The 18,572-nt window shown below is 70.0% G+C and carries 14 protein-coding genes, 4 tRNA genes and 1 other RNA gene; 10 read left to right on the top strand and 9 right to left on the bottom strand.

The features are described from left to right. Window positions 1-43 precede the first annotated feature (43 nt). Window positions 44-463 (top strand): nuclear transport factor 2 family protein, encoded by a 420-nt coding sequence (locus ACZ7G1_RS17750; protein ID WP_470878098.1) that lies wholly within the window; start codon window positions 44-46, stop codon window positions 461-463. Between the two features lie 55 nt (window positions 464-518). Here ACZ7G1_RS17750 and purL read toward each other — a convergent pair whose 3' ends face one another. From purL to purS, 3 genes are read right to left on the bottom strand one after another with little or no spacing between them, the layout of a single operon-like run. Beyond that, on the bottom strand, window positions 519-2,768 hold the full coding sequence (gene purL / locus ACZ7G1_RS17755; RefSeq protein ID WP_470878099.1) for a phosphoribosylformylglycinamidine synthase subunit PurL: 2,250 nt from the start codon (window positions 2,766-2,768) through the stop codon (window positions 519-521). Then, a complete protein-coding gene (gene purQ / locus ACZ7G1_RS17760; protein WP_043224763.1) occupies window positions 2,768-3,448 on the bottom strand; it encodes a phosphoribosylformylglycinamidine synthase subunit PurQ in 681 nt (226 codons plus the stop codon). The genes purL and purQ overlap by 1 nt, the downstream gene beginning before the upstream one ends. Beyond that, entirely contained in the window at window positions 3,445-3,690 is a 246-nt protein-coding gene (gene purS, locus ACZ7G1_RS17765; RefSeq protein ID WP_470878100.1) for a phosphoribosylformylglycinamidine synthase subunit PurS, read from the bottom strand. Before purS ends, purQ begins: the two co-directional genes overlap by 4 nt. Window positions 3,691-4,056: 366 nt before the next feature. Here purS and ACZ7G1_RS17770 point away from each other — a divergent pair, with 366 nt between their 5' ends. From ACZ7G1_RS17770 to ACZ7G1_RS17785, 4 genes are all read left to right on the top strand, one after another. Further along, window positions 4,057-4,398 carry a histone-like nucleoid-structuring protein Lsr2 gene (locus tag ACZ7G1_RS17770; RefSeq protein WP_470878101.1) on the top strand — a complete coding sequence of 114 codons (342 nt, stop codon included), beginning with the start codon at window positions 4,057-4,059 and terminating at the stop codon, window positions 4,396-4,398. Between the two features lie 156 nt (window positions 4,399-4,554). Next, window positions 4,555-4,626 (top strand) — tRNA-Gly (locus ACZ7G1_RS17775). Between the two features lie 81 nt (window positions 4,627-4,707). Then, a tRNA-Gly gene (locus ACZ7G1_RS17780) sits at window positions 4,708-4,780 on the top strand. A gap of 158 nt (window positions 4,781-4,938) precedes the next feature. After that, window positions 4,939-5,014: transfer RNA gene (locus tag ACZ7G1_RS17785), tRNA-Gly, on the top strand. Between the two features lie 44 nt (window positions 5,015-5,058). Here the strand turns inward: ACZ7G1_RS17785 and ACZ7G1_RS17790 are convergent. The 6 genes from ACZ7G1_RS17790 to ffs form a co-directional block, all read right to left on the bottom strand. Beyond that, window positions 5,059-5,958, bottom strand: a complete 900-nt coding sequence (locus ACZ7G1_RS17790) for a phosphoribosylaminoimidazolesuccinocarboxamide synthase (RefSeq protein ID WP_470878102.1) — start codon at window positions 5,956-5,958, stop codon at window positions 5,059-5,061. Window positions 5,959-6,046: 88 nt separating this feature from the next. After that, window positions 6,047-7,507 carry a N,N-dimethylformamidase beta subunit family domain-containing protein gene (locus ACZ7G1_RS17795; RefSeq protein ID WP_470878103.1) on the bottom strand — a complete coding sequence of 487 codons (1,461 nt, stop codon included), beginning with the start codon at window positions 7,505-7,507 and terminating at the stop codon, window positions 6,047-6,049. Between the two features lie 296 nt (window positions 7,508-7,803). After that, on the bottom strand, window positions 7,804-9,663 hold the full coding sequence (locus tag ACZ7G1_RS17800; RefSeq protein ID WP_470878104.1) for a M48 family metalloprotease: 1,860 nt from the start codon (window positions 9,661-9,663) through the stop codon (window positions 7,804-7,806). A gap of 290 nt (window positions 9,664-9,953) precedes the next feature. After that, a complete protein-coding gene (gene purD / locus ACZ7G1_RS17805) occupies window positions 9,954-11,204 on the bottom strand; it encodes a phosphoribosylamine--glycine ligase (RefSeq protein ID WP_470878105.1) in 1,251 nt (416 codons plus the stop codon). A gap of 61 nt (window positions 11,205-11,265) precedes the next feature. Then, window positions 11,266-13,497: a DNA polymerase III subunit gamma and tau gene (locus ACZ7G1_RS17810; RefSeq protein ID WP_470878106.1), complete on the bottom strand. Its 2,232-nt coding sequence runs from the start codon at window positions 13,495-13,497 to the stop codon at window positions 11,266-11,268. Window positions 13,498-13,636: 139 nt separating this feature from the next. Further along, window positions 13,637-13,735: signal recognition particle sRNA small type (ffs, locus tag ACZ7G1_RS17815), an RNA gene on the bottom strand. A 419-nt stretch (window positions 13,736-14,154) separates the two neighbouring features. On the opposite strand from ffs, the gene ACZ7G1_RS17820 reads away from it, so the two are divergent. From ACZ7G1_RS17820 to ACZ7G1_RS17840, 5 genes are all read left to right on the top strand, one after another. After that, window positions 14,155-14,242 (top strand) — tRNA-Ser (locus tag ACZ7G1_RS17820). Window positions 14,243-14,436: 194 nt separating this feature from the next. Next, on the top strand, window positions 14,437-14,922 hold the full coding sequence (locus ACZ7G1_RS17825; protein ID WP_470878107.1) for a DUF1269 domain-containing protein: 486 nt from the start codon (window positions 14,437-14,439) through the stop codon (window positions 14,920-14,922). A 200-nt stretch (window positions 14,923-15,122) separates the two neighbouring features. Further along, complete coding sequence (locus ACZ7G1_RS17830; protein ID WP_470878108.1) at window positions 15,123-15,566, top strand: hypothetical protein; 444 nt, start codon at window positions 15,123-15,125, stop codon at window positions 15,564-15,566. 55 nt (window positions 15,567-15,621) lie between these two features. Further along, entirely contained in the window at window positions 15,622-16,296 is a 675-nt protein-coding gene (locus ACZ7G1_RS17835; RefSeq protein WP_470878109.1) for an ABC transporter ATP-binding protein, read from the top strand. Window positions 16,297-16,313: 17 nt separating this feature from the next. After that, window positions 16,314-18,551, top strand: a complete 2,238-nt coding sequence (locus ACZ7G1_RS17840) for an FtsX-like permease family protein (protein ID WP_470878110.1) — start codon at window positions 16,314-16,316, stop codon at window positions 18,549-18,551. Window positions 18,552-18,572: the final 21 nt, after the last annotated feature.

Below are 18,572 nucleotides of genomic sequence, written 5' to 3' on the forward strand. Positions count from 1 at the left end.
GGAAAGAGGAGGTCCCCTTTTCGCGAGAGGCTGTGACGGGACCATGACCCACCACGAGCACCCCGACGCCGCCTTGGTGCGGCAGGGCTACGAAGCCTTCAAGACGGGCGACATGGAGACCCTGGCCTCCATGATGACCAGCGACTGTACGCACCACGCGCCGGGCCGCACCCGCTTCGGCGGCCACTTCAAGGGCCGGGACAACATCCTCGCGATGTACCGGGACCTGGGCGAGTACACCGGCGGCACCATGCGCGTCGAGATGGGCAAGATCTGCGTCGACGGACGCGGTCACGCCATCGCGAACCACACGTGGTTCGCCGAACACGGCGACCGGGGCATCGAGATGCCCGGCGCCCTCTTCTTCACCCTCGTCGGCGGCAAGGTCTCCGACATCGACGAATGCGTCGAGGACATCGCCGAGCTCGACGCCTTCTACTCCCTGGGCGACGCCGCCGCATGACGGAAGAGCCCCCGCCCGGGAAGGGCGGGGGCTCACACCGTACGCGTACCGACGATCAGGCCAGCAGGGCCGGGATCGTGGCCTCGTGGGCCTCGCGCAGCTCCGCGAGGGAGAGCGCGAACTCGCCCTGCACGTCCACGGAATCGCCGTCGACGACACCGATCCGGGTCGCCGGCAGACCCCGCGCACCGCACATGTCGGTGAAGCGGAGCTCCTCGCTGCGCGGGACGGCGACGACCGCACGGCCCGCCGACTCGCTGAAGAGGAACGTGAAGGCGTCCAGGCCCTCGGGGACGACCAGCCGCGCGCCGTTCCCGCCGCGCAGGCAGGACTCGACGACCGCCTGCACGAGACCGCCGTCGGACAGGTCGTGCGCCGCGTCGATCATGCCGTCGCGGGAGGCCGAGATCAGGATCTCGCCGAGCAGCTTCTCCCGGTCGAGGTCCACCGCCGGCGGCATGCCGCCGAGGTGCTGGTGGATGACCTCGGACCACGCCGAGCCGCCGAACTCCTCACGCGTGTCGCCGAGCAGGTAGAGGAGCTGGCCCTCTTCCGCGAAGGCGATCGGCGTACGGCGGTTCACGTCGTCGATCACACCGAGCACGGCCACGACCGGCGTCGGGTGGATCGCCGTCTCGCCCGTCTGGTTGTACAGCGAGACGTTGCCGCCGGTGACCGGGGTGCCCAGCTGGAAGCAGCCGTCCGCGAGACCACGGGTGGCCTCGGCGAACTGCCACATCACGGCCGGGTCCTCGGGCGAGCCGAAGTTCAGGCAGTCCGAGATGGCGAGCGGCTTGGCACCGGAGGCGGCGACGTTGCGGTACGCCTCCGCCAGCGCGAGCTGCGCGCCCGTGTACGGGTCGAGCTTCGCGTACCGGCCGTTGCCGTCGGTCGCCATGGCCACGCCGAGGTTGGTCTCCTCGTCGATGCGGACCATGCCGGCGTCCTCGGGCTGCGCCAGGACCGTGTTGCCCTGCACGAACCGGTCGTACTGGTCCGTGATCCAGGACTTCGAGGCCTGGTTCGGCGAGGAGACGAGCTTGAGGACCTGGTCCTTGAGCTCGGCGCCGTCCTGCGGGCGGGGCAGCTTGCCCGCGTCGTCCGCCTGGAGGGCGTCCTGCCACTCCGGGCGCGCGAACGGCCGGTGGTAGGTCGGGCCCTCGTGGGCGACGGAGCGCGGCGGCACGTCGACGATCTGCTCGCCGTGCCAGAAGATCTCCAGCCGCTCGCCCTCGGTGACCTCACCGATGACGACCGCGATGACGTCCCACTTCTCGCAGATCTCCAGGAAGCGGTCGACGTGCTGCGGCTCGACGATCGCGCACATGCGCTCCTGCGACTCGCTCATGAGGATTTCCTCGGGCGAGAGCGTGGCGTCGCGCAGGTGGACCTTCTCCAGGTCGACCCGCATGCCGCCGGAGCCCGCGGAGGCCAGCTCGGACGTGGCGCAGGAGAGCCCGGCGCCGCCGAGGTCCTGGATGCCCGCGACGAGCTTCTCCTTGAAGATCTCCAGGGTGCACTCGATGAGGAGCTTCTCCTGGAACGGGTCGCCGACCTGGACGGCGGGGCGCTTGGTGGGCTTCGAGTCGTCGAAGGTCTCGGACGCGAGGACCGAGACGCCGCCGATGCCGTCGCCGCCCGTGCGGGCGCCGTACAGGATGACCTTGTTGCCGGGGCCTGAGGCCTTGGCGAGGTGGATGTCCTCGTGCTTCATCACGCCGATGCAGCCGGCGTTGACGAGCGGGTTGCCCTGGTAGCAGGAGTCGAAGACGACCTCGCCACCGATGTTGGGCAGGCCGAGGCAGTTGCCGTAGCCGCCGATGCCGGCGACGACACCGGGCAGCACGCGCTTGGTGTCGGGGTGGTCGGCCGCGCCGAAGCGCAGCGGGTCGACGACCGCGACCGGACGGGCACCCATGGCGAGGATGTCGCGGACGATGCCGCCGACGCCGGTGGCCGCGCCCTGGTAGGGCTCGATGTACGAGGGGTGGTTGTGCGACTCGACCTTGAAGGTGACCGCGTACCCCTGGCCGACGTCGACGACGCCCGCGTTCTCACCGATGCCGACGAGCATGGCGTCGTTGGCGGGGGTCTTCTCGCCGAACTGCTTCAGGTGGACCTTGCTGCTCTTGTAGGAGCAGTGCTCGGACCACATGACGGAGTACATGGCGAGCTCGGCGCCGGTGGGACGGCGGCCGAGGATCTCGCGGATGCGCGCGTACTCGTCCTCCTTGAGGCCGAGCTCCTTCCAGGGCTGCTCGCTGTCCGGCGTCTCGCTCGCGTGCTTGACGGTGTCGAGGCTCATCAGGCGTTGACCAGCTTCTTGAGGATCGAGGTGAAGAAACCGAGACCGTCCGTCTTGCCGGTGCCGATCAGCGGCTCGACGGCGTGCTCGGGGTGCGGCATGAGGCCGACCACGTTGCCCGCGGCGTTGGTGATGCCCGCGATGTCGCGCAGCGAGCCGTTGGGGTTGACGTCCAGGTAGCGGAAGGCAACCCGCCCCTCGGCCTCCAGCTCGTCGAGCGTGCGCTCGTCGGCGACGTACCGGCCGTCCATGTTCTTGAGCGGGACCTCGATCTCCTGGCCCGCGGAGTAGTCCGAGGTCCAGGCGGTCTCCGCGTTCTCCACCCGCAGCTTCTGGTCGCGGCAGATGAAGTGGAGGTGGTTGTTGCGCAGCATCGCGCCCGGCAGCAGATGGGCCTCGGTGAGGATCTGGAAGCCGTTGCAGATGCCGAGGACGGGCATGCCCGCCTTGGCCTGCTCGATGATCGTCTCCATCACCGGCGAGAAGCGGGAGATGGCTCCGGCCCGCAGGTAGTCGCCGTAGGAGAAGCCACCGGCCAGGACCACGGCGTCGACCTGCTTGAGGTCCTTGTCGCGGTGCCACAGCGAGACGGGCTCGGCCCCCGCGAGGCGGGCGGCGCGCAGCGCGTCCTGGTCGTCGAGCGTTCCGGGGAACGTGACGACGCCGATGCGTGCGGTCACGACTCCACCTTCACGATGAAGTCTTCGATCACGGTGTTGGCAAGGAAGGTTTCGGCCATCTCATGGATGCGGGCGAGGGCGGCCTCGTCGACCGGTCCCTCCACCTCCAGCTCGAAGCGCTTCCCCTGGCGGACGTCGGCGATTCCGTCGTATCCCAGGCGGGGCAGTGCACGCTGCACCGCCTGCCCCTGAGGGTCGAGGATCTCCGGCTTGAGCATGACGTCGACTACGACGCGTGCCACTGGCACTCCCGGTGGTGTGTTGCGTGGGCGGTTCCCTCAGCGTACCTGCCTCCAAATTCTACGCGGGTAGAGATCTGAAGGATCCTACAAAAGCACGGTTCGGAGCGGCGTGGGTCACACGAAGGGCCGTCCACACACCGCGCGGAAGCTCCCCCGAAAATTCCGGTGAAATATTGCGGGCCGCAATGCGCCGGGACACGCTGAAACAATTGCCAGGGCTTCACAATGCGATGCCCGCCGCTGTACAAAGGAATCCAGAAGAAAGCAGCATTGTCCCGGCACAGCCGTACGGTCGGCATCGCAGCACGTCAGAGGCGCCACAAGCGCACTCTCGACCTCGGCGGCCGCAGGAAAGGACCGATATCCGTGGCTCAGCGTGTGGTGGTCACTCTCTCCGACGACATCGACGGCGGAGAAGCGGCTGAAACGGTCGCGTTCGGCCTCGACGGGAAGATGTACGAGATCGACCTGAATGCTGCCAATGCAAAGAAACTCCGCAAGACCCTCGCCCCCTACCTCGCCGCCGGCCGCAAGCTTCCGGCCCGGGTAGCGGCAGGCCGGAGCCCCTCGGCGGAGACGTACACCCACACCGCCCTCGCGCCCGATCCGGCGGCGGTCCGCGCCTGGGCCCAGTCCAACAAGATGGACGTCCCCGCCCGCGGCCGCATCCCGAAGCGCGTCTACGAGGCCTTCCGCGCGGCGAGTTGAGCGGCTTCCCGAGCGGGACCCGGACCCGGGGCCTCCACCCCGCCCCGGACCCGGCCCGACCTCGGGCGGAACCGATTTGCATGGCACCCCCCATGATCCGGTAGAGTCTGGATCACGCCGAGGGGCAAGGCCGCAAAGCCAAACCTCACGCAGCGTGCGGGTGTAGTTCAGTAGCAGAACATCCCCCTTCCAGGGGGAAGGCGCAGTGTGCAATTCCTGTCACCCGCTCTGCACCGCTTGTCCGGACCACGGTTGTGGATCAGGTAGAGTGGTGCTCGCACCGCCCGGTGAAAGCCGAGCGGCAGCAATGCGGACGTGGCTCAGTTGGTAGAGCATCACCTTGCCAAGGTGAGGGTCGCGAGTTCGAATCTCGTCGTCCGCTCAGGAAGAACGAAGGCCCCGGTTCTCAGGAACCGGGGCCTTCGTCGTATGCCTTCCCCCTTCACACCGCCCGCCGACCGGTGTGAACGGGCCCACACCGGAAGGTGGCACGAGCGCCCCCGGGGATGGGTATATAGTTAGCAGCGCGCTACGGCGCATGCGGACGTGGCTCAGTTGGTAGAGCATCACCTTGCCAAGGTGAGGGTCGCGAGTTCGAATCTCGTCGTCCGCTCCATGAAGAAGCCCCCCGGTCGATCCGACCGGGGGGCTTTCTCGTTGCTACGACCAGCTGTTCCCGGTCAGCAGCTCGAACGCCTCGACGTACTTGGCGCGCGTCGCGTCCACGATCTCCTGCGGGAGCGGCGGCGGAGGCTGCTCGCTCTTGCGGTCCCAGCCCGAGGCCGGCGAGGTCAGCCAGTTCCGCACGAACTGCTTGTCGTACGAGGGCTGGGCGCGGCCCGGCTGCCACTGGTCGGCCGGCCAGAAGCGGGACGAGTCCGGGGTGAGGACCTCGTCGGCCAGGACGAGCGTGTCGCCCTCGAAGCCGAACTCGAACTTGGTGTCCGCGAGGATGATGCCCCGCTCGCGGGCGATGTCACGGGCCCGGCCGTACACGGCGAGGGTCTGCTGACGCAGCAGCGCGGCCGTCTCGGCGCCGACCTGGCGGGCGACCTCCTCGTACGACACGTTCTCGTCGTGGTCGCCGACCGCGGCCTTCGTCGCCGGGGTGAAGATCGGCGCGGGCAGCTCCGAACCGTCGCTCAGGCCCTCGGGCAGCGCGAGACCGCAGACCGTGCGGGACTCGTCGTACTCCACGAGGCCCGAGCCGGTCAGATAGCCGCGGGCGACGCACTCGACCGGGACCATGTTCAGCGACTTGCAGATCAGGGTGCGGCCCGCCCAGTCGGCGGGGGCGCCGGCCGGCAGCTCGGTGGAGAGCACGTGGTTGGGGACCAGGTCGGTGAGCCGGTCGAACCACCACAGGGACAGCTGGGTGAGGACCCGGCCCTTGTCGGGGATCTCGGTGGGCAGCACCCAGTCATAGGCCGACATGCGGTCGCTCGCCACCATGACGAGGTCGCCCGCCTCGTTCCGGTACAGGTCGCGGACCTTGCCCGTGTGGAGATGGGTGAGGCCCGGGACCTGGACGGGCTCGGGCTTTTCTACGAATCCGGACACGGTTCCTCCGCGTAGGTTGATCCAGGAGCGAGTCCGATTCTCTCGCACACGCGGACGGACGCGACCGTCGGGCCCGGCGACCCCCTGATCAGTCCCTCTTACAGATCCGGTCGAGGAGGTTCGCGGTGGCGCGCTGGACCCGCGAGTCGACATGGCCCGGCCGGTCCAGCGCCGGCGACCAGGCGAAGGTGCCGGACGCGAAGACCCAGGCGCCCGAAGGAGCCCGGTAGAGACTCGTCTCCTGGTGACGCAGGGCGCCCTCACCGTCCCGGTAGGGCGAGTGCGCCAGCAGGATGCGGCCCTGGTGCTCGGGGAGCGGGGTGCGCGGGAAGTACCGGTCGGCCTCCCCCGCGACCAGACCCGGGAGTTCGTCGCCGTCGCCGGCGCCGGTGGCCTCCCAGAGCCAGTGATCGGCGTTCCGTACGACCAGCGGGTGCGGTTCGGGCACCCGCCCCGCGTACTGGATGCCGAGGAGCTGCTGCTCCGGCCGGTCGACCTCCCGCCAGAGCGCGGGACGGCCGGGGCCGCGCCGCTTCCGGCAGGTCAGCAGCCGGTCCGGCACCCCGGACGGCGAAGGGCCGAGCTCCACCTGCCAGTACATGGTGTTGGCGGACAGGAACACCAGCGACGTGCCCTGGTCCCGGGCGAGTTCGGCGGTCCTGCGCATCGGCGCCGACCAGTACTCGTCGTGGCCGGGGAAGACCAGGCCCCGGTAGCGGCTCGGGTCCACCCGGCCCGCGTGCAGATCGCGCGTCTCCGCGTACGCCAGGTCGTAGCCGTACCGCTCGGCCCAGCGGATGAAGTCGTACGCGTGCCCCACGTGCAGCGGCAGGCCCGCCCCCGCGTACGGCCGGTCGAAGGAGACCGTGACGGCCGCCTCCTCCTCGCCGAGCAGCCGCCCGTCCTCGTCCCACGCGTGGTAGAGGCTCGCGCCCGTGTGACCGTCCTCCGGATAGAGGTTGTACGCCTGCCAGGTCACGTCCGGGAGGACGAGCAGCAGATCGGCCGGATGGTTGTCCCGGACCGTGAAGGGGATGTGCGAGCGGTAGCCGTCGGCGGTGGTCAGCACGGCCACGTACGCGCCGATCGACCAGTACGTCGGGACCTGCAACCGCCAGGACTGCCACCAGTGGTGACACGAGACCGTGCGGTCCGCGGTCAGCGGGGCCGGCTGGACGATCCCGGACAGCCGCGGACTCGTGGTGATCTTCGCCGCGCCGTCGCCGCCGTAGTGCCCGATCCGGTACACGTCCACCGAGAACTGCTGCGGCGGGTCCACCGTGACATGGAAGTCGATCGACTCCCCCGGCGCCACGGCCCCGTCCGACGCGAAGCCCTTGATCTGCCGGCGCACGTCGTCGGCCGTACGGGGGCCGCCGCTGCCGCCCCTGGCCAGGATCTCGTCCGCGTACCAGGGGACCATCTGACCGGTGTCGTCGAAGTAGTTGTCCGAGCCGCGCAGCCACGGCAGCGGGCCCTGGCCGAAGGGATCGCTCACGGCATGCGCGAGCGCACCCGACTCCCACCGTCTGATCTGCTCCGCCCCCATGCTGCGCCCCTCCCTCGACTCCCCCGGTCGGCTGGCCTGCTCATCGGCTTGTCGGCTGGTCAGTGCCGCTGGTTCTTGCCTTTGTCAGTGACGGTCTCCAGCACATCACATAACGCACGCACTCCGTCACCGTTCGTCGTGAATTGACGAGAGTGGAAGGCCGCCCTCCGGCCGTCGCCCGGTCGTCGTCGGGCCGTGGTCCGGTCGTCGTCGGGCCGTGGTCCGGCCGTCGTCCGGCTGCCGCGTGCGGCGGCCGCCCGGTCGTCGTCCGGCTGCCGCGTGTGGCGCGGACGGCCTCAGACCAGGCGTACGGGCTTCTCCGGGCGCACGCCGGTGCGGGCCAGCCAGACGGTCAGCGGCTCCGGGTCGCCGTCCTCGACGAGCGCGAGGACGCGGGGCCCGAGGTCCGCCGCACGCTCGCCGCCGACGAGCAGCGCGGGCCCGTCGAGCCAGTCGAGGCCGGGCGCCGCCTCCGCGGTGTCCACCGCCGCACAGCAGACCATCGCCGTGACGTGGTCCGCGAGCAGGTCACGGCCGGTACGCGGCGGCTGGAGCGGGAACAGCGGCAGAGGCCCGTCCGGACCGCTCACCGCCACCGCCTTACCGCCCTTCTCCGCGCGGCGCGCACTCTCGGCCGCCGCGGCCACCCGCGCCTCCCGCGCCGCCTCCTCCCGCACCAACAGCGCGCTGAGCGCCCCGGCGAGCGCCTCGGCGGCCGGGTTCACGGGCTCGTCGTCGTCATCGAAGTCGTCGACTTCGGCCGCCTGCGGCGTCGCGGGCTCGTGGTCGTGGTCGTGCACGGGCTCGTGGCGTACGGCCTCGGGGGTCGGGCGTACGGCTTCGGGGGTCGACGCCGAGGGGCTTGTGGGGCTTGTGGGGCTTGTGGGGCGGGTGGTGGTCAGGTGGGTGATGACGCGGGTGAGGGTGGGCGCGGTGGTGTGGGTGGCGGGGTCGGTGGTGGGGTCGGCGACACCGAGGCCGTCGAGGACTTGGTGGAGGCGGGCGGCGTCGGTGCGCCACTTCCGGTCGACGACCTCCTCCGGGTACTGGCTCCACTCCACCGGGGACCAGTCGGGGCCGGCCTCGGCCGGGCCGCCGTGGAAGAGGCGGGCGGCGAGCAGGGAGGTGGCCTCGTCGACCGCGCCCGGCTCCTCCAGGAGGTCGCAGGCGGGCCGCTCGCCGAGCCGGGAGGAGAAGCCCTCCGCGAGCCGGTCGCGACGGGAGAGTTCGGTCAGCGCGGAGACCACGCCCGCGTCGAGCTTCGCGGGCCAGCGGCCCATCCGCCAGGCGGGCAGCGCGACCCGGGTCAGGAGACGGTCCCAGCCCGCGTACGCCAGGCCGACCTGCTCCTGGGCCACGATCCGTACGCCGTAGTCGACGGCCTGGGCACGCTCCGAACCGGCCGCGGCGACCCCGCGCTCCATCTCGGCGGCGTGCCCGCGGCAGGCCCGCAGCAGGACGCGGGCGATCCGCCCGACGCCATGGGCGCCGAGCCGGCGCAGCGGGTCGAGGCCCGGCTCATCCGGTACGGCGACGGCGGCGTCGAGCCCTCGGACGAAGCGGCGCGCGGCGGCTATGTCGGGGTGCGCGGCCGGGCCCGTACCGGCGACGACCGGGGCGAGGACCGCGCGCAGTTCGGCGACGCGCATCCACCACAGGAACGGCGAACCTATGACGAGGACAGGGGCGCCGTCGCCGCCCGGGGCCGTCCGCAGCGCGCGATGGGCCCGGTGGGTGCGGTCCTCCAGCCAGCTGTCGCAGTCCGGCGTCAGGGCTATCCCGGCGGGAGCCGGGACGTCGAGCCGGTCGGCCAGGTCCCGGACGAGCCGGTACAGATCGGGGGCGGCGGTCTCGGCGAGCTCCACCGTCGGCGTCGCGGCCGGGCGGGCCCGGGCGACGACGAGGGCGACGGCCGTGGCGACGAGGAGGACGAGGACCGCGAGGACGGTCACGACCCAGCGGGCCGTGTCCCAGGCCGGGCCGGTGAAGTGGCCGGTGACCCCGCCCGCGTACAGCACGACGGCCACCGCGGCGGGGAGCACCGCGAGGCCCAGGGCCCTGCCTCGGACACGGAGAACGGCGAGGGCCCGGGAGTGCGCGGCGCGCGCACCCCACTCCTCGCCGACAACGGAACCGGTACCGGACACGCCGGACATCACCCCCTCCTGCCCTCGTCGGGACTGCCTGTGGCGGTGTTGCTCACTCCCCCACTGTGGCACCCGCCACTGACATCGCAATGCCGGTGGGCCAAGTGCCGGAACGCCTGCGCCGCACCCTAGTTGGGGCCTTGGCGACCGTCATCCGTATGGCCCATTCGTCACTCGATGGAATGGCTTTGGGTAAAGGTGATGGCGCTCAAGTGGCCGTGTGGTTCACAGGTTCTCCACCACACGGCCACAAGAGGAATCGGACAGGACCGGCCAGGCTCGGCCAGGATCCGCCGGAATCAGGCCTCGGCGGCCTTCCGCGCGATGTCCGTACGGTGCTGCGAACCGTCAAGGCGGATACGGCCGACCGCCGCGTACGCCCGCTCGCGCGCCTGCGCCAGGTCCGCGCCGGTCGCCGTGACCGAGAGGACACGGCCGCCCGCGCTGACGACCTTCCCACCGTCCGCCTTCGTCCCCGCGTGGAGCACGTACGCGTGCGGGGCGTCCAGCTCCGCCACCTCGGCGAGACCCTCGATCGGGTCGCCGGTGCGCGGGGTGTCCGGGTAGTTGTGGGAGGCGATGACCACGGTGACGGCCGCGTCGTCGGACCAGCTCAGCGGGGCCTGGTCGGCCAGCGTGCCGTTGGCCGAGTTCAGCAGGACACCGGCGAGCGGGGTCTTCAGACGGGCCAGGACCACCTGGGTCTCGGGGTCGCCGAAGCGGGCGTTGAACTCGATGACCCGGACACCGCGGCTGGTGATCGCCAGACCCGCGTACAGCAGACCCGAGAACGGCGTGCCACGGCGGCGCAGCTCGTCGACCGTCGGCTGGAGGACGGTCGCGAGGACCTCGTCGACCAGCTTCGGGTCGGCCCAGGGCAGCGGCGAGTAGGCGCCCATGCCACCGGTGTTCGGACCCTCGTCGCCGTCGAGCGCGCGCTTGAAGTCCTGCGCCGGCTGCAGCGGGAGGACGGTCGTGCCGTCGGTGATCGCGAAGAGGGAGACCTCGGGGCCGTCCAGGTACTCCTCGATGACCACCCGGTCGCAGGCGAGCGCGTGGGCCCGCGCCTGCTCGACGTCCTCGGTGACGACGACGCCCTTGCCGGCGGCCAGACCGTCGTCCTTCACCACGTACGGAGCGCCGAAGGCGTCGAGCGCCTCGTCGATCTCCTCCGGGGTCGTACAGACGTAGCTGCGGGCGGTGGGCACGCCCGCGCCGGCCATGACGTCCTTCGCGAAGGCCTTGGAGCCTTCGAGGAGCGCCGCCTCCTGGGAGGGGCCGAAGACGGGGATGCCGGCCGCGCGGACGGCGTCGGCGACACCCGCGACCAGCGGGGCCTCCGGGCCGACCACGACGAGTTCGGCGCCGAGCTCGGTGGCGAGGCGCGCGACGGCGTCGCCGTCCAGTTGGTCGACGGGGTGCAGCTCGGCGACCTCCGCGATTCCGGCGTTGCCGGGCGCGCAGTGCAGAGCGGTGACGTCGGGATCGAGGGAGAGAGAGCGGCACAGGGCGTGTTCGCGGGCGCCGCCGCCGATGACGAGGACCTTCACGCCAGCCAGGGTAGCCCGCTGGCCGGGATGCCCCTTGTGCGGGCCACCGAGCGAGACGCCCCTACTCGTTCGTGTATTCCTCCACAACAGTGGCTCCCAGCTCCCGCACGATCAGGTCGTGCCCCGACAGCGCCGAGTCCACCAGGTCCGGATCGTCCTCCTCCGGCACGTCGTCCTCGGGCGCCACCGGCTGCGGCGCCGGCGGGCTGTACGCGGGCGCGGGTGCCTGCGCCGGCGCCGCTGCCGCCGCCTGCGGGAACGCGGCCGGTGCCTGCTGCGCCTGCACCGGAGCGGCCGGCGGCGCCTGCTGGAACGCCGGCGCGGGCGCGGCGGGACGACCGCCGCCGAAGCCCCCGTTCGCTCCCCCGCCGCCGAAGCCACCGGTGCCGCCCGAGCCGCCGAAGCCGGTCGCGGCCGGCGGGGGCGTCGCCCCGCCCGACGGATCGATGATCGCCTCGATCTTCCAGTTCACATGGAACTGCTCGGCGAGCGCCTGCTTCAGGACGTCCTCACTGCCACTGCTCGCGAAGTTGTCGCGCGCCCCGGCGTTCAGGAATCCGAGCTGCAACGTCGTCCCGTCGAAGCCCGCCACCTGCGCGTTCTGACTCAGCAGAATCCAGGTGAACCGCCGCCGGTTCTTCACCGCGTCCAGAATCTGCGGCCACAGATTCCGCACCTGCGCCGCGTCCCCACCGCCTCCCCCGGCCGCCGGAGCCATCGGAGCCGCCGGCGCGGGCTGCGCCTGTACGGGAGCGGGCGCGGGTGCGGGCGCCTGCGCGGCCTGCCCGCCCGGCCATGCACCGGCCTGCGGCGCAGCCGCCGGGGCGCCCTGCGCCGCCGCGCCGGGCCACGCGCCGGGCGCACCACTGCCGGGCGCCGCCGCCCCCGGCCACGCACCCGGACGGGGCGCGGCCGGACCGGCCTGATCCGGAGCTGGCTGCGCCTGTACGGGCGCAGCGGCTTGTACAGGCGCAGGTGCTTGTACGGGCGCGGGTGCGTGTACAGGTGCAGGTGCTTGTACGGGTGCCGGCGGGGGCGGCGGCGGGGCCATCGGCGTATGGGCGTCGGGCCCGGGCACGTACCCCATGGCCGCCTGCGGCGGTCCGGGCGTGAAGACGGGCGCGGGCGCCGCGGCGGCCCCACGCTCCAGCCGGTCGAGCCTGGCGAGCAGCGAACGCTCGTCGTCGAAGGCGGCGGGCAGCAGCACGCGCGCGCAGATCAGTTCGAGCTGCAGCCGGGGCGAGGTCGCCCCCCGCATCTCCGTGAGACCCGAGTTCACCAGGTCGGCCGCCCGGCTCAGCTCGGCGGCACCGAACACCGACGCCTGGGCCTGCATCCGCTCGATCACATCGGCCGGAGCGTCGATGAGCCCCTTCTCCGCCGCGTCCGGCACCGCCGCCAGGATCACCAGGTCCCGCAGCCGCTCCAACAGGTCGGCCACGAACCTCCGCGGATCGTTGCCGCCCTCGATGACCCGGTCCACCACCTCGAAGGCCGCGGCCCCGTCCCCCGAAGCGAACGAGTCCACCACCGAGTCCAGCAGCGACCCGTCCGTATATCCCAGCAGCGACGTCGCCATGGCATACGTCACACCGTCGTCCGCCGCTCCCGCGAGCAGCTGGTCCATCACCGACATCGAGTCACGCACGGACCCCGCGCCCGCCCGCACCACCAGCGGCAGCACCCCGTCCGCGACCGGAATGCCCTCCCGCCCGCACACCTCTCCCAGGTACTCCCGCAGCGTCCCCGGCGGCACCAGCCGGAACGGATAGTGGTGCGTCCTCGACCTGATCGTCCCGATGACCTTCTCGGGCTCCGTCGTCGCGAAGATGAACTTCAAGTGCTCCGGCGGCTCCTCCACCACCTTCAGCAGCGCGTTGAACCCCGCCGACGTGACCATGTGCGCCTCGTCGATGATGTAGATCTTGTACCTGCTCGACGCCGGCCCGAAGAACGCCTTCTCCCGCAGGTCACGCGCGTCGTCCACACCACCGTGCGACGCCGCGTCGATCTCGATCACATCGATCGACCCCGGCCCGTTCCTCGCCAGATCCCTGCACGACTGACACTCCCCACACGGCGTCGGCGTCGGCCCCTGCTCACAGTTCAGACACCGCGCCAAGATCCGCGCACTCGTCGTCTTCCCACACCCACGCGGCCCACTGAACAGGTACGCGTGATTGACCCTGTTGTTCCGCAGCGCCTGCTGCAACGGGTCAGTGACATGCTCCTGCCCGATGACCTCAGCAAAGGACTCCGGGCGATAGCGGCGGTACAACGCGAGAGACGACACATCTACGAGGTTATAGGCGCCCACCGACAACCCGGGAAAACCCCACCACTGAGCGGGGGCGGCCGGGCCTCGGGATGGCCGGTCCGGGCCGGGCCCTGACCTCGGACCCCCCGGCCCCATCGGCTCTCACGGCTCCGGAAACGTAAGCGCCCCCCACGCACCTGCCAGAGCCGACCTACCCTTGCTGCCTTCCGGCCCTGGGGGAGTTCAGTCAGATAGCACCGCGTGAGGGGCTCCGCCCAGCCTACCCGATCCGGGGAGCGCTCCGTGCCCCTGCGGTCGGGGGGGTCTGGGGCGGGTGCCGGGCGGAGCCTCTGCGGGATTTCGGGCGGGGCCTCGGCGGGATTTCGGGCCGGTCGCCGGCGAACCCTCGGCGGGTTCCCGGGCTGGACCTCGACGGGTCCTCGGCGGGACCTCGGGCGGGTCTTCGGCTGGACCTCGGTGGATTCCCGGGCAGGTCTTCGGCTGGGCCTCGGCGGGTTCCCGGGCGGGTCTTCGGTGGGACCTCGGGTGGACTTCAGGCGCGTCCCTCCGGGGATCTTGTCCGCCGTCCCGCCGCTCGGTCCCGCTCCTCCGTACGGGCTCGGAGTCCGCTCCAGGGGTGCTCGAACGGATCACGTTCGCGAGCACCCCTCAACGTCTTGTATTGTTTGCGGCGGAGGATTCGCCTAGAGGCCTAGGGCGCACGCTTGGAAAGCGTGTTGGGGGCAACCCCTCACGAGTTCGAATCTCGTATCCTCCGCCAGTGCCTCACCGGGCACGTTGTCGAAGGGCCCCACCGTTCGCGGTGGGGCCCTTCGACGTTGTGCAGGGCGGGGTGTTCCGGGGAGGCGGGCGACACGCCCGGGGTTTATGCCCGAGATGCGCGCTTTGCGCGTATCGCATCTACTGGGGCCATCCGATCCCAAGCGCCACAGGGCGCGCTTCTGGAGGCTGGCCATGGCCACGTTGACCGTGTGGAAGTTCGATGCGCCCGAGGGTGCCGCAGCCGTCGAGGACACCTTGCTGCAGCTGCAGAAGCAAGAGCTCATCAAGGTGCTCGACGCCGCCACGGTCAGCTGGCCCGCCGACGCGAGCAAGCCCAAGACGAAGCAGCTCAACAACCTCACCGGCGCCGGCGCCCTCTCCGGCACCTTCTGGGGCATGCTCTTCGGGCTCCTCTTCTTCATGCCCCTCCTCGGCGCGGCGGTCGGTGCGGCAGCCGGCGCGCTGGGCGGCAAGATGGCCGACGTCGGCATCGACGACGACTTCATCGACTCGGTGAAGTCCAAGGTCACGCCCGGCAGTTCCGCGCTCTTCCTCCTCTCCACCGACGCCGTCGTCGACCGCGTCCGCGCCGCGTTCCCCACGGGTCACGCCGAGCTCATCCAGTCCAACCTGGACACCGACAAGGAAGCCAAGCTCCGCGAGGTCTTCTCCTCCTGACCCCCGCCCCACCCCATTCCCCCACTCCCCTGCTCCCGGACCGCGACGCGCCTGCCCCGTCGCGGTCCGGGCTTTTCCATGCCCAGGCCGCCCCACCCGCCCTGTCACGCGACAAACCCCCGTTCACCGGTTCGGGGGGTCATCAGAGGGAGGGACGTTACTGCGGGCATCCGTATGTAGTCATGCCGATACTTTCTGTGATGACCAGTCGGCGCTCGACCAAACAGGGGTTATCGATGCGGAAGTTGGCTTCAGTGGTGGTGGCTGCGGGGTTGTTCTTTGGGGGGATGGGGGTGGCGGCGGCCGACTCATGGCACTCCTGGACGATGCAGACGACCGGCGCCAAGTTCGTCGGCAGGTACAAGTGGCAGCCCAAGGACCAGCCCCCGAGCGGGCTCCACGTACAGGGGCGGTTGGCCGATGAGTCCGCCGGCGACGGCCATAACGTCTACCTCGAGGTGCAGATCGCCGCATACCCGGAGCGCCGCATCAAGGGCGTTCAGAGGGGGACCGTCAAGATCGACGAGGTTCTCAAGGACCCAGCGCTCTTGGTGACCCGCGACGTGGACGTGCAGCTGTGCCGAGACCGAGGGGCTCTGCGTCCGGACAACTGCGCGAAGCTGCAGAAGTTCTCACGCAACTAGTCGCCGGCCTGGGGAGCCGTCCCTGCGGCTCCCCCTTCCAGAGAGCCCCAACACGATGGACACCATCCTCCGCGCCGAGGGCGTGGATCTCTTCTACGGCGAGTCTCAGGCCGTACGCGGCGTTGACTTCACACTCCAGCGGGGAGAAGTTGCCGCCATCATGGGCAGCAGTGGCTCGGGGAAGTCATCTCTGCTGTACTGCCTCGCCGGAATCTTGCCTCCCACCGATGGCCGGGTGGTCTTCGATGGTATCGATCTGGGATCCCTCCCTGATGGAGAGCTGAGCGCGTTGCGCCGCAGCCGACTTGGCTTCGTCTTCCAATATGGAGAACTCCTTCCGGAACTGACTGTCGAGGAAAATGCTGCGCTTCCGCTACGTCTGGCCGGAATCAGCAAGGAACACGCGCATGCGGTCGCCGGACAAGTACTGGGCCGACTTGGACTGGGCGACCTGCTACGCCGTCGGACCTCAAAGCTGTCAGGTGGTCAAAGCCAACGGGTAGCTGTCGCTCGAGCACTGGTACACCAGCCGGATGTGGTGTTCGCAGACGAACCGACCGGGGCACTCGACAGCGCTAACGCGGAGACCGTGTTGAGCGAGTTCCTCGACCTCGCTCGCCGTCAAGAGACCGCAGTAGTCATCGTCACGCACGCCAACGACGTGGCAGCGAAGGCAGACAAGCAGTACACGATGACGGACGGCGTCCTGACCCACCGGGTGACGGTGTGAACGCCTTACTCCTCGGCATGCGCCTGCTCTTGGGAAGCGAGCGCAGAGGACGCATCCGTTTTCTCCTAATGGCCCTCGGCTCAGCACTCGGCGTGGCCTGCCTGATCGCCGTTCTCTCCATTCCCTCAATCCTCGCGGCCCACGATGCCCGAACCGCGGCCCGCGAGCCCCGCCCCGGGGACTCCACCAGCACGTTCCAGCACGTGGAACGCAACGACCCGTACGGAGCGCAACCACTCCGTCGGCTCTTCGTCGCACGCACGAAGCCAGGTCACGGACCCGTCCCACCAGGCATCTCACGACTTCCGGAAGCCGGCGAGGCAGTCATCTCACCGAAACTGCGGGAAGTCTTGGCAGCACATCCAGCTGCATCCGGACTGGTACCTGGACGTGTGACAGGCATCATCGGGGCGGATGGGCTGGGGGGCCAGGACGACTTGTACGCCTACATCGGCACCACCGCTGATGCCCTACCCGACGCAGTACCACTCGACAGCTTCGGGAGTAAGTACTCCAAGCAGGAGATCATCGAGCCATCGACGATCGACATTCTCCGCTTCACCCTCGGGTGCATCGTTCTCCTCCCTCTCGTCATCTTCCTCTCCGTCTGTGCACGTCTCTCCAGCGAATCCCGTGCGCGTCGGCTTGCCGCTCTGCGGCTTGTCGGGCTCAGCGCGAAGGACACCCTGCGGGTCAATGCCGCCGAAAGTGTGACAGCCGCATTCGCTGGGGCCTTGCTCGGAATCGTCGGGTACCTCGGGGTCAATGAAGTGGTGGCGCGGGTCGGGCTGCCCGGGATTCGCTGGTACCCGGCAGATGGTTGGCCCGAATGGTCCACGCTTGCAACATGCCTGGTCGGGTGTCCAACTCTTGCGTGGGTGGTGGGGCAATTCAGTGCCCGCCGGGCGGCATTCTCACCGATCAACGTGAGACGGACCGGTGAACGGAAGCGTCCGCGAAGGTTCGGAGCGCTGCTTCTTCTGCCTGGACTCGGTGTTATCGGCGGATACTGCGCGCTAAGCCTCGCGGGGCGTGACCCGTCGGGTGGCTCTACTAGCACCGTGCTGATTCCCAGCGCCGTTCTGCTGACTGGTGCCGGACTCGTCCTCGGGTTGGCACCGATCACTGCATCGTTGGCGACACGACTGGCAAGAGCTGCACGGTCACTCCCGCTGACACTCGCCATGCGCCGGACGGAGGTGGATCCGGGGGCGTCGCTCCATGTGATCACTGGGCTGGTCTTGCTGGTGTTCGGGGCCTCCCTCGCTCAAGGGGTTCTCATCGAACTGGACCAGGTCAGCCGGAGAACGTCGCCCCTTCAGGAGTACTCAATCAAGCTGAACGACCTGCGGCCTGGTCAACGGATGGATCTGGCTCAGGTCCCCGGGGTGACGCAACAGGTCCTCTCGTACACCTCATGGGATCCGTTGGACGGGAGCGACGTCCCGCACGCAGATTTGGTGGTTGCAACCTGCACACAGCTCGCCGCAGCCACCCAGCGGGCTACGGGCTGCGTGGACGGCAAAGTCATGCAGCTGCGCGATGACCGTCGGCCGCTCCGATACGACCCGAGGCCCGGAGAGCGCTATCCCTTCGCGTTGCAGAACGGACGGAAGGTCATGCTCACCGTGCCGCAAGGCCGGATTGATGTCCGTGCCTGGGACCTGTCGGTCTTCGATTCGGGCACGTTGCTCGTGCCTCCTTCGCTTCTGCCTAGTGGGATGGCGGATGAGGAGGGGACGTTGACGTTGGTGAGTGGGTCGGATGAGGGGACGGTGCGGAGGGTGTTGGACGGGGTTGGGGGGGTGGCGCCTACGGCGGGGGTGGAGGCGGTGGGGGTGGTGGTGGATGCGGTGGCGCAGTTGAGGGTGATTCGGAGTTTGTTGGTGGTGGGGATGGGGTTGGGGCTGGTTATTGGGGTGGCGGCGTTTGTGGTGTCGGTGGCGGACAGGGGGATGGAGAGGCGGGGGGAGGTGGCGGCGTTGGTGTTGTTGGGGGCGAGGGCGGGGACGTTGAGGTTGGTGCAGGTGGTGCAGGTGGTGGTGCCGTTGGGGGTGGGGCTGGGGGCGGCGGTGGTGGCCGGGTGGTTGGCGGAGTCGAGTTATCTGATCACCGGGGGTGGGGCGGTGCATTGGGACTGGGAGGGGTTGCCGGTGTTGGTGGCGGGGGCGTTGGGGGTGATGGTCGCGGCCGGGGTGGCGTCGGTGCCGATGGTGCGACGGCATGTGGACCCTGAGCAGATTCGGCGGGATTGAGGGATGGGGAGCGATTAGTTT

This window comes from Streptomyces sp. NPDC037273 (assembly GCF_055603625.1).

Excerpts from the sequence above, each read along its gene's own strand:
- ACZ7G1_RS17750 (WP_470878098.1), top strand. The coding sequence starts at position 44 with ATGACCCACCACGAGCACCCCGACGCCGCCTTGGTGCGGCAGGGCTAC.
- purL (WP_470878099.1), bottom strand. The coding sequence starts at position 2,768 with ATGAGCCTCGACACCGTCAAGCACGCGAGCGAGACGCCGGACAGCGAG.
- ACZ7G1_RS17795 (WP_470878103.1), bottom strand. The coding sequence starts at position 7,507 with ATGGGGGCGGAGCAGATCAGACGGTGGGAGTCGGGTGCGCTCGCGCAT.
- ACZ7G1_RS17800 (WP_470878104.1), bottom strand. The coding sequence starts at position 9,663 with ATGTCCGGCGTGTCCGGTACCGGTTCCGTTGTCGGCGAGGAGTGGGGT.
- ACZ7G1_RS17825 (WP_470878107.1), top strand. The coding sequence starts at position 14,437 with ATGGCCACGTTGACCGTGTGGAAGTTCGATGCGCCCGAGGGTGCCGCA.
- ACZ7G1_RS17830 (WP_470878108.1), top strand. The coding sequence starts at position 15,123 with ATGACCAGTCGGCGCTCGACCAAACAGGGGTTATCGATGCGGAAGTTG.
- ACZ7G1_RS17835 (WP_470878109.1), top strand. The coding sequence starts at position 15,622 with ATGGACACCATCCTCCGCGCCGAGGGCGTGGATCTCTTCTACGGCGAG.
- ACZ7G1_RS17840 (WP_470878110.1), top strand. The coding sequence starts at position 16,314 with ATGCGCCTGCTCTTGGGAAGCGAGCGCAGAGGACGCATCCGTTTTCTC.